Origin of the sequence: Methanomethylovorans sp. (assembly GCF_050177135.1) — an archaeon.
Lineage (GTDB): Archaea > Halobacteriota > Methanosarcinia > Methanosarcinales > Methanosarcinaceae > Methanomethylovorans.
The window spans coordinates 1-10,635 of the sequence record NZ_JBFXHJ010000078.1 but is presented as its reverse complement, the minus strand read 5'-3'; the positions used below and the strand labels follow the sequence as shown (position 1 = coordinate 10,635).

Annotated in this window: 9 protein-coding genes; 4 read left to right on the top strand and 5 right to left on the bottom strand. The window is 42.9% G+C overall.

What is annotated here, in order from left to right; all coding sequences use genetic code 11:
* From AB7U21_RS07495 to AB7U21_RS07485, 3 genes are all read left to right on the top strand, one after another.
* Nucleotides 1-1,108: PAS domain-containing sensor histidine kinase (locus tag AB7U21_RS07495; protein ID WP_428388031.1), on the top strand; the 1,108-nt coding region annotated here is incomplete at its 5' end.
* A 182-nt stretch (nt 1,109-1,290) separates the two neighbouring features.
* Complete coding sequence (locus AB7U21_RS07490; protein ID WP_333787321.1) at nt 1,291-1,470, top strand: MM0924 family protein; 180 nt, start codon at nt 1,291-1,293, stop codon at nt 1,468-1,470.
* A gap of 133 nt (nt 1,471-1,603) precedes the next feature.
* Complete coding sequence (locus tag AB7U21_RS07485) at nt 1,604-4,396, top strand: PAS domain S-box protein (protein WP_333787320.1); 2,793 nt, start codon at nt 1,604-1,606, stop codon at nt 4,394-4,396.
* A 300-nt stretch (nt 4,397-4,696) separates the two neighbouring features.
* On the opposite strand, the gene AB7U21_RS07480 is transcribed toward AB7U21_RS07485, so the two are convergent.
* The 4 genes from AB7U21_RS07480 to AB7U21_RS07465 all read right to left on the bottom strand — a co-directional run bounded on the left by AB7U21_RS07480 (nt 4,697) and on the right by AB7U21_RS07465 (nt 7,655).
* Nucleotides 4,697-5,509 (bottom strand): nitroreductase family protein, encoded by an 813-nt coding sequence (locus AB7U21_RS07480; protein ID WP_333787319.1) that lies wholly within the window; start codon nt 5,507-5,509, stop codon nt 4,697-4,699.
* A gap of 89 nt (nt 5,510-5,598) precedes the next feature.
* On the bottom strand, nt 5,599-6,258 hold the full coding sequence (locus AB7U21_RS07475; RefSeq protein WP_333787318.1) for an HAD family hydrolase: 660 nt from the start codon (nt 6,256-6,258) through the stop codon (nt 5,599-5,601).
* Complete coding sequence (locus AB7U21_RS07470; protein WP_428388028.1) at nt 6,237-7,223, bottom strand: phosphotransferase; 987 nt, start codon at nt 7,221-7,223, stop codon at nt 6,237-6,239. The genes AB7U21_RS07475 and AB7U21_RS07470 overlap by 22 nt, the downstream gene beginning before the upstream one ends.
* A gap of 126 nt (nt 7,224-7,349) precedes the next feature.
* Nucleotides 7,350-7,655 carry a hypothetical protein gene (locus AB7U21_RS07465; protein ID WP_333787316.1) on the bottom strand — a complete coding sequence of 102 codons (306 nt, stop codon included), beginning with the start codon at nt 7,653-7,655 and terminating at the stop codon, nt 7,350-7,352.
* Nucleotides 7,656-7,996: 341 nt separating this feature from the next.
* On the opposite strand from AB7U21_RS07465, the gene AB7U21_RS07460 reads away from it, so the two are divergent.
* Nucleotides 7,997-9,721, top strand: coding sequence for a thiamine pyrophosphate-binding protein (locus AB7U21_RS07460; RefSeq protein WP_428388026.1), 1,725 nt, complete (start codon nt 7,997-7,999; stop codon nt 9,719-9,721).
* A gap of 207 nt (nt 9,722-9,928) precedes the next feature.
* Here the strand turns inward: AB7U21_RS07460 and AB7U21_RS07455 are convergent.
* Nucleotides 9,929-10,635: HesA/MoeB/ThiF family protein (locus AB7U21_RS07455; protein ID WP_428388024.1), on the bottom strand; the 707-nt coding region annotated here is incomplete at its 5' end.

Sequence of the window (10,635 nt, the reverse complement as noted above, 5' to 3'; positions counted from 1 at the left end):
AGAAGAGAAACTGATAAGGAACGAGAAGAAATACAGATCCCTTTTTGAACAATCCAATGATGCTGTATTTATCATAAGATCTGATGGAAGAATCATCGACATAAACAAACGGGCCTGCATGATGATGGGTTATACAAAGGATCAGTTACAAAATATGTCCTTTTTTGATCTCCTGATCCCTTCGGAAAAAGAAAAGATCGATGAATATCTGGCACAGTTCACGGCCAACGGGTCTATCCATGGTGAAACGAAAGCTATTACTTCAAAGGATGTCTGCATAGATGTAGAAATAAATGCTACTGTCCTTGAAGATCATGATGACACTGTCCAGGTATTGGCACGGGATATAACCGACCGTAAGCTCGCCGAAGAAAACCTGCTACAGGCCAAGATCGCAGCGGAGACTTCAAGTCGTACCAAAAGTGAATTCCTTGCTAATATGAGCCATGAGCTGCGTACACCTCTTAATTCAATCATAGGCTTTTCCGATGCGCTGATGGAGGGGTATTTCGGTGAGCTCGACCCTAAACAGACCCGTTATATTCAGAACATATCAAATAGTGGGAAACATTTGCTTAATCTGATAAATGACATCCTGGATATTTCCAAGGTGGAAGCGGGAAAAATGAAGCTGTTCCCGGAATCCACTAATATAGATAGCCTGCTGGACGAAATGGTATCTTTGGTCCAACCCCTGGCAGCAAAAAAAGAGATCATAATAAACGTTTCCAGGGATCCGGAACTACAAACCATGTTTGCTGACAAGGCCAAGATAAAACAGGTACTTTACAACCTGTTAGGAAATGCTATCAAATTTACTCATCGTGGAGGGCGTGTGATCATCCGCACGAACATCAATGGCAACATGGCTCAAATATCAGTGATCGATACCGGTATAGGCATCTCACCCCAGGACATGAATAGACTGTTTAGACCATTCACACAACTGGATTCTTCTGTTGCCAGAAGATATGAAGGCACCGGACTGGGGCTTGCACTTGTCAAAGAACTTATAGAATTACATGGAGGGCATATTTGGGTTGAAAGCGAAGTGGGAAAGGGAAGCAACTTCACTTTTGAGATACCCCTGAAAAAGGCTGCTAACTGAATTTGTAAATGTGCATGAAAGAAAGGAAGAAAGAAAGAACTTAATAAGTAAATTTTCTGAACATGCCTCTAATTAATTCATTATGTGAACGAGTCTTTTATTCTTATATTAATGCAAACTTTTAAATCAAATCTATATACATAGAATAAAGAGTGAGACCATCATACATCGGGAGAATGAACATGATGGAGGAATTTATCGTGCGGGACTTCCTTGGAAGGATAGTGACGATCTACTGCGGTGGGATTGCCACTTTCAAAGGCAAGGTTAAAGAGTGCGGGAACGGTTTTGTCCGGCTTGAGATAGTTCAAGGCCGATACACATCAATAGCTATCGATAAGATCATTACCATAACCGCATAAACTATACCCGATTCACGCGGGAAAACACAAAATAATCATTTTCAGATATAGCTACTGTATAAAAGGGCCATTTCCAGTGGGGTGGAGCTTCAGACCTTGGTATATGGAGAGCATAGAATTTGCAAAGAATAATATGTTTCCACTTAAATATGAAAGGATCTTATCTGATGGACTGGATGAAGATAATTGCAATGGTCTTATTGATGAATTGCCTTTAGGTATTCTTTCATTTGATACCAGGGGAAATGTCACTGCAGTCAATAGATTTCTTCTTGAATTCATGGGTTCTCCTTCAGCTGCATCCACAAAACAGATCAATATGTTAAACTTTCCACCTTTGGTCGCATCCGGCATATCGGCCAGCATCCGGGAAGCCATTTCAACCGGAAAGATCACAGAAATAGAGACATACTATCATTCTAAATGGGGTAAAGAGGCTTTTGTGCGTTTTAAGACGATACCCCGGACAGACAAAGAGGGACATGTCATCGGTTGTCATGCAGTTATCGAAGATGCCACGATAATAAAACAAACACGTAGCGAACTGGAACAAAAAAAACGGCAAGAAAATATCTATTCACATATTTCCAGTAATTTTATAAATACAAGTTTTAAAGATATTGACACTAAGATCGATCAAACCCTGGAGGAAATTGCCAAATTCACTGGTGCAGAGAGAGCTAGTATTTTTTTAGCAACTGATGATCCGGATCTTGTCATCAAGACTCATGAATGGCATGCTGAAGGTATTAGATCACAGATCGGCGTCAACCAAAAATTTCAGATGCAAAAACAGTTAAACAAATTCAATGAACTTGAAAGCATTTATGTCCCTGACACTCAGCAATTAACTGATGAGGACATCACGGTTAAAGAAACACTTATCGAGTTAGGAATTCAATCTGTGCTATTGGTTCCTATCTCCTATAAAGGTAAATTCAGTGGTTTTATAGGACTGGATTGTCAAACTCAGAAAAAAGAATGGGATGAAAGTACTCTTTATCTATTGAAGCTCATAGGTGAGATGATCATCAATGTCCTTGAGCGCAAAAATACCGAAAGTCTGCTGGTCAAAAAAGAGGAAGACTATGAGCATGTTGTCAATGCAATAGATACCATCATCTGGAAAGCTGATGTTGATGAGAATGAAAAGCTCATCAATACGTATATATCTCCAGCTGTGGATAAAATGCTGGGATTGCCTCGGGGAACTATAGGGAACGATTGGGATAAGTATTTCTCCTGTATCCATCTCGAGGATATTCAAAAAGTCCTTGATGCACTAAAACTCTCTTTGCACAATCCAGAGAACAATGTTAATCTGGACTATCGCCTCGTTAAAGATAACGGAGATATAGTCTGGGTGAACTCCAGTACAATAGCACATCTTCAGCAGGATGGAACTGTTAAGATCTTCGGCACCGTCATAAACATTACATGGCGAAAGCATGCAGAGGCGGAACTTATCAGAAGTGAGAAAAAGTACCGGTCACTTGTAGAACAATCAGCAGATGCTATTTTTATAAACAGGCTGGATGGCCGGATCCTTGATGTTAACGACAAGGCCTGCCAGATGCTGGGATACACCAAAGAACAATTCCAAAATATGTCGGTTGTTGACCTGCAGATCCCTGAAGAAAGGGAACCGGGAAATAAAGTATTAGATATTTTCAAAGTTACAAAGTCAATACACGGAGAAACAAAATACCTCACAGCAAATGGCAATGTTATTAATGTGGAGATCAATGCTGCTCTTCTTGAAGGGTACCATGACGTTGCCCAGGCAGTGGTGCGGGATATAACCGAGCGCAAGCAGGCTGAAGAAAAGCTTTCCAGGAAGGAGAAAAAATACCGATCTCTTTTTGAACACTCCAATGATGCTATAATAATACATGATCTGGAAGGTAACATAATCGACGTTAATACTAGAACTTGTGATATGCTGGGATACTCAATAGAAGAATTTAAGAAGATTACATTCATTGACCTTTTACCTTCCGATCAGTTGGGTATAATTTTAGAGACCCAGAAAAAGATCAAGCATGAAGGCACTTTCCGCATGGAGATAGAACTTATTAAAGCAGATGGACATAAGATGGTTGCAGATGTAAGTGGTTCGGTAGTGGATGTACGTCCATGTACCATCCAGTCGATCATAAGAGATATCAGTGACCGTAAACAGCTGGAGGAATCTCTGCTTCATGCAAAGGTTATTGCCGAAGCGGCAAGCCACACAAAGAGCGAATTCCTTGCCAACATGAGCCATGAACTGCGCACACCTCTTAATGCTATAATTGGTTTTTCCGACGCTATGCTGGAAGGATATTTCGGTGAGCTAAGCACTAAACATAATCATTATATTCAGAACATCTCAAACAGCGGCAAACACCTGCTCAACCTTATCAACGAGATACTGGATATTTCAAAAGTGGAAGCTGGTAAGATGGAACTTTTCCTGACACTTATCAAGCTTGAGGGCCTTATAGCAGAAATGGTGGCAACAATGCAGCCTCTTACAACCAAGAAGAAAATAACTGTAAATATATGGAACGACAATGATACTAATATCATTCTAATGGCTGATGAGGCAAAAGTAAAGCAGATAATCTATAACTTGCTTGGTAATGCTATCAAGTTCACTCCCAATGGAGGAGAGATCAACATTCGCACAAATTTGGTCGGGTCGATGGTACGCATATCTGTTATTGATAATGGCATAGGCATCTCTTCCGACGACCAGAAAAAACTTTTCACTCCGTTCACACAACTGGATAATTCTGTATCCAAGCAGTATGAAGGTACAGGTCTTGGGCTTGCATTGGTCAAAGAACTGGTCGAACTGCATGGCGGCAGAGTGTGGGTGGAGAGCGAACCGGGTAAGGGTAGCAACTTCACTTTTGAGTTGCCTGCAGGCGACAGAGCATAGTCCTTTTATTCTTTTTTTATAACATTGGTCCACTTGTGGCAAAATAGTAGATATTAAAACATAGTACATAGGAATCCGTCTGAATCAAAAACGTATTTTGCCTCAAAAGGACAGATCGGAAGATAAGCAAAATGGAAGAGATGTTGAATAGGGTGGATCCATGCGCACAAAAAATAAAAAAGAGGCCGTTTGAAGAAGATCACACCTCTCAGAAGAATAACTTTATTCCTTTCCGGATGACGATCTTCCTCAAACCCAACACACTACAATGTAAGATTTTTCTTTAAGTCCTATGCCCAATCATTTCCATGCGATCCTGGAAGGAAGTCTGCCCGGGATATTGCAGACCTCATATTGCGGATAACCGAACATCATTGCATATTGTACTGCATGGCCTTCAGGCAGCCCAAGTTCATCTGTGACGGGTTTACATGATGTCGCAGCCATTTTGAGGAAACCTGCCCAGCAAGCTCCCAGTCCGAAGGCCGGGGCAGCCAGCTCGAACCAGGAAAGTGCGATGATACTGTCTGTGTAAGCCATGGGGTTATCTGCCAGAGCATGCGCTATTGCCAGATGCGGTGCGCCCCGGCAAATGGGATCTTTCCCATTGGCATAAGCTGCAATGAGCCCCTGCATTACAGGTTTCATGGGATTGGGAGTGTCTGAGGCAACTATCTCGCGCATCCAGTCAATGGTAAGTCTGGTAAGCTTTTGAACCTGTTTTGGATCATGCACGATCAGCCAGTGCACAGGCTGGTTGTTAACTCCGGAAGGAGCGAAACGTATAACGTCCAGCATATTTTCTATTGTGGACCTGTCAACGACTTCGTCTTTATAATTACGTATGGAGCGGCGCTTTCTCATATAGAGGCCGAGCCGTTCAGGTGTGATACCAGGCAGTACAGCATCATCAATAACAGAATGTTCAGTTTCGAACAGAGGTGAAATGGCGCTTTCGGGACAGAAAGCTTCACAATTCCCGCATCTTGTACAGGCAGAGCCCATGTTATCGGGAATATAGGGCATGTTCTGTGCATCGCGGAAGATAATTCCCATTGGGCATATTTCCGCACATATACCGCATTGTGTACACATTTCTTGATCAAATATCATGTTCATGGAGATCGAGCCTCAAATTAAGTGGACGATGTGCATGATAAATATTTGCCTGGAAACAGAAGAAAGCTGATATCACTTGATCCTTAATCAAGCAAGTCCCTCCAGGCATCATAGATATGCATGGCTTCCATTCCTATTTCCTGAGGCGCAATTATATCATTTTCTGCTGTATCACCAACTGAAAGCACTTCCTCAGGTTTGAGCTTCATACGCTCAAGTGCTATCCTGAAGATGCGCTGATCGGGTTTTTTGTATCTCATATCAGAAGAAAAGATCACATGATCGAAAAATTCATATAGCCCCAGAAAACGCAACTCCTTCTCGGAAAACACACGCTGTCCATTAGAAACTAAGCACAGGGAAAGACCTTTGTATCTTTTGAGTATCTCCAGACTTTCCTGGAAAGGATGCAGCCTGCGCAGGGACGCTGAACGGAACACCTTTGAAGTCTCAATGCCCAGATACGTGGTGTCACTCTTCCATATAGCGTTCTCACCGCAGATCTCTGCAAATATCTCTTCCACTCTCACCTCCGGATATTTTTCTTTAGAGGCTTCCATTTTATCCCGAATCTTAGAATGATATTCGGATCTTAGGAGATCAGGATCGATCTTCACTCCTTTGTATTTCAGCCATTTGCTCACAGTATCGTACGTGTAATAGTCGTCTTCGTCCGTATCTATATCTATCAGTGTCCCGTAGCAATCAAAGATAATACCTTTTATCCGAGAGATCTCAAACATGCAGCTGCCTCCTTTATCAGATACTCGTGATGTGGATAATGCCTGTGCAGTCTGGCAGACCTCAAAAAGCCCAGGCTCATAAAGAAAGGAATCACTTTGGTGGTTCTTAAAAAGTCATTTTCGTTCTTGCTGTAATGCCACAGAAAATGACCTATATATGGTTCTGCAAGCCTACCTGAACCTTCCTGAAGCTGAAAATGGTTCTTAAGCTCGGAGCACATTATCCCCAGGTCCCGTGCATAGTGTGCATTATACCAAGAACTTTCAAGATCGAGAATATATGGAACATCTTTATGGAACACATAATTAGAGGGCGTTGCGTCCCTGTGTATCATACAGCCCTGCCTCTGGTCAAGCAGGGAACTGTACCACCATTTCCCAAGCAGCTGATCGAAATGGTCCCTTGTGGAGCGATCAAGCTTAAGATGGTCCAGCACACTATGAAAATTAGCGAAGTCCCTCGCCTTGTCATAATAGTCATGTCGTGTATGTTCATGGAGCCTGCGCTGCATGTGAGCAACAGATGTAAGCCGGTCATAAAGATCGGTCTCATGTGAAAGATGCCATGCAAGAGACTTGCCCGATATATACTCGGTCACAAGGGCACAGTTGAAGTCCCGATGCATTGCTATTGGTGCGGGAACGTTTATGATGGACCTGACTGCCATAAGATTATTGAATTCCTTGGCCATTGCCTCGGAAGCATTGTATCTTTTCAATTTTCCCGTAGGCTCTGCAAAGAACTTTACTATAACACTGTACCTCTCTCCTTTGAACTTATACCTGCATACAGTGTGTGAAGAGGGGGCGTACTTAAAAACGTCTACTTTACAGTGTTTGTTCTTTATTCTGTCTCCAAGTGCATGTACCAGCCAATCCCGGAAAACGTCACCAGGGCCTAAAGTACTTACATGATGGTTCAAAACAGGGATCACCGCTCCAATAATTTCAGAGGAGTTATACATCCATCCAGCTATATCATCCTATTTGTAACTATTTAGATTTCAATAGAATGCACTCTGTGCTGCAATGAATGCAGCACAACATCGCATACATTTATAAAAACATAAACAATATGTGATCCACTTCATTTATGTCAGGTGATAAGCGATCTTTACAGCATTTACAGCAATAATAGCTAAGAAAAGTACTATTATTATCAGAGTTACAAAGATCAGCATCAAACCAAGAACAAACGCTGCCGGCCACCACAATGGTGCAAACACCCATAGCCATTCGATGTCCAGGAACCCCATTGCCTTAGCAGCCACTAAAGCGATCGTTATTAATCCGGTAAATCCAATGCTCTCTTTTCTAAAAACATTTTTAACAACAACATGTGTCATGATTAACACATCATTCAGGTATTTGATGTCATGGGCTGCTTCGGGAGCCAAGCAGCTTTACTTAATGATTAATAGTATATATTTACATATATAGGTTGCTACAGTCTTTTTTGACCATACTTTTATTTTTTCTGTGTCCATGATAACAATGATCTCTGTCAAGTAAAATTTTTCACATTAAAGCATGCCCGTAATCCATTAATATAACTTGTCGCGTTTCTTCTTTGATGTTGAACTCTACCACAAACTACACTCTTCCTAATGTATCTGTAGTAGTGGTAGTAGTATTCGCTTGAGCAAGAGACCATTCTGGCTCAAGTGTACTGTTTTTGGGTTGTTCACTGTTTAGTACATTCTGTGCCAGGCTGTTTTCTTTCAAAGGAGGTTTGAATATGAAAGAAATGAACGGAGCAGAAGTGCTTGTCAAAAGTCTGGAGGACCTTGGGGTCAGATGCGTCTTTGGTTATACAGGAGCAGCAATCCTTCCTGTGTTCCATGCGCTTCAGAAAAGCAGTATTGAGATTGTGATAAATTCGAACGAACAATCCTCTGCATTCAGTGCAGCCGGATATTCACGGTCAAGTAGCAAGGTGGGTGTTGCCATTGTTACATCTGGACCGGCCATAACGAACACTCTCACAGCTGTTGCAGATGCTTACGGCGACAGTATTCCATTACTTGTATTTGCAGGCCAGGTTCCGGAACACAAGATAGGTACCGATTCTTTTCAGCACATCAATGTAACAGGCGTCTTTGGAGATGCCGCCAAAAAAGTAATCCAGCTTTCCAACAATGAAGATGTTGAATCAATTGTCAAGGATGCATATTACTATGCCAGATCGGGAAAACCAGGTCCTGTGGTCATAGATTTCCCTCTTGACAAACAGCAGAAGGTCCATGATTATAAAGCCATTAACGTAAGAAGGTTCGAAGAAAGTTATCATGATGACCGGCATCTGTGTGATGACCAGTGTGAAGACTTTTTCCAATTGCTGCTGCGTTCCAAAAAGCCATTGCTTTATCTGGGAGGGGGCCTGAACTCACAGCAAGGGAGCCAGGCAATAAGGGAGTTCAATGCACATTTCAGGATACCGTCTGTAAATACGCTCATGGCAAAGGGAGTGGTTGATGAAAGAGAAGACCTGAACCTGGGAATGCTGGGCATGTTCGGGACACCCTATGCTAATATGCTTATCCAGGAAAACGATCTTTTCTTTGCCATTGGTGTCAGGTGGGATGACCGAGTAGCAGAAAAAGTGGGATTTGCAATCGGAACTGACATAGCATATATAGACATCAACCCCGAGAAAATGCATCAGATCAAGATGGAGCGCGGACCAAAGTTCACATTCATTGGAGATGCTCCCACAGCTGTCAGGGATCTGCTGGACTACGCTAAGAAACATAACATCACCCTGGACATACATGAATGGCAGGAGCGTGCCCGGGAACTTAAAATGTCGTTGCCTCTGGATTACAACAGGGCTTCGGCATATATACAGTCTGCCGAGGTTATGGATGTGCTATCGGCTTATGTTGACGAGCATACAAAGATAACCACAGGCGTCGGTAATCACCAGATGCTTGCAGCCCAGTATCTGCCTATGCAAAAGGAAAAGTCCTTCATGACCTCCGGATCATTCGGCACAATGGGTTTTTCCATGCCTACGGCCATTGGAACCTATTATGCAGACCCGGATTCGAAGATCGTTGCCATTGATGGCGACGGCAGCCTGAGAATGAACCTGGGTGAATTGCATACCATTGCATCCCTTGACCTGCCTGTCAAGATACTCATGCTGAACAACAGGAGCGATGGCATGGTCCAGAACCTGCAGGATGCAGCGTATGAAGGTGTGAGGACAGGAACACAAAGGCAAAAGGATGTGCATTTTGCTGAAATAGCGCGTTCCTTTGGTTTTAACTATGCAAAAAGAATAAGAGACCGGCAGGATCTCAGGCAAGGCATCGAAGATCTTCTGGCTGGAAAAGGACCTTGCTTCCTGGAGGTCTGCACTGACAGCGAGGAGATCCTGTATCCAAAGGTCCCGGCAGGAGGAGCTTATAAGGATATGATCCTCGGACCTTATATAAAGAATGTGCAAAAGGGGTTGTAAAAGGGTTATAGCAAGGGGTTGAATAAGGGCATACGATCGTTCTCTCTTTTCATGAACATGTATGGTTATGTTTTATTAAACATTAGAAATATAAAACCCCTTTATTTCCACTGGAACTAACAGTAAAATAGACCATGATCGCTTTGCATCTTTAACTTGAAGTTTGATCACACAATTATTGATGAACATCAATTATAGAAAAAGCCGTCAAGAGTGTTTTGGATCTCCACAGGCTTCGCAGTTATCCCTGCGTTTGACTGTAAAGGTATCCATTTTCGCATTCAAGCCATCCCATACAAGCAATCGTCCTTCAAGGGGTTCGCCCATCCGCAGAAGGCACTTGAGCACTTCGTTTGCCTGGAGTGTCCCGATAATACCGGGAGTCACACCGATCACAGGGAATACCTCTTCAGGAGGTGCAGATGGGAATACGCACTTCAGGCAAGCGGTCTTACCCGGAAAGATAGTGATAACCTGACCGTCAAAGCCCCGGATAGCCCCATGTACAAGAGGAATGCCGTTATGCAGAGCTGCACGATTGAGCAGATATCTCGCAGAGAAATTATCCAAAGCGTCCACAATGATATCGGTATCCCTTACAAGTTCGAGGACATTATTTTCATTTATGGTCTCATGTCTTGCAATGACCTTGATATCAGGGTTTATTTCCCGGATCTTTTCTTCGATGGAGAGGACCTTAGGTTTACCTATGTCCTTTTCCCAGTGCAGCACCTGACGGTTCAGATTAGTCTTTTCCACAACATCCCGGTCCACAATGTCAATGCATCCAACACCGGCAACTGCAAGATAAAGTGCTACGGGACAACCCAACCCCCCTCCGCCTGCAATGAACACCCGGGATCTTTTCAAGCGTTCCTGCCCTTCTTCACCGAATATCAGTATCTGGCGCTGGT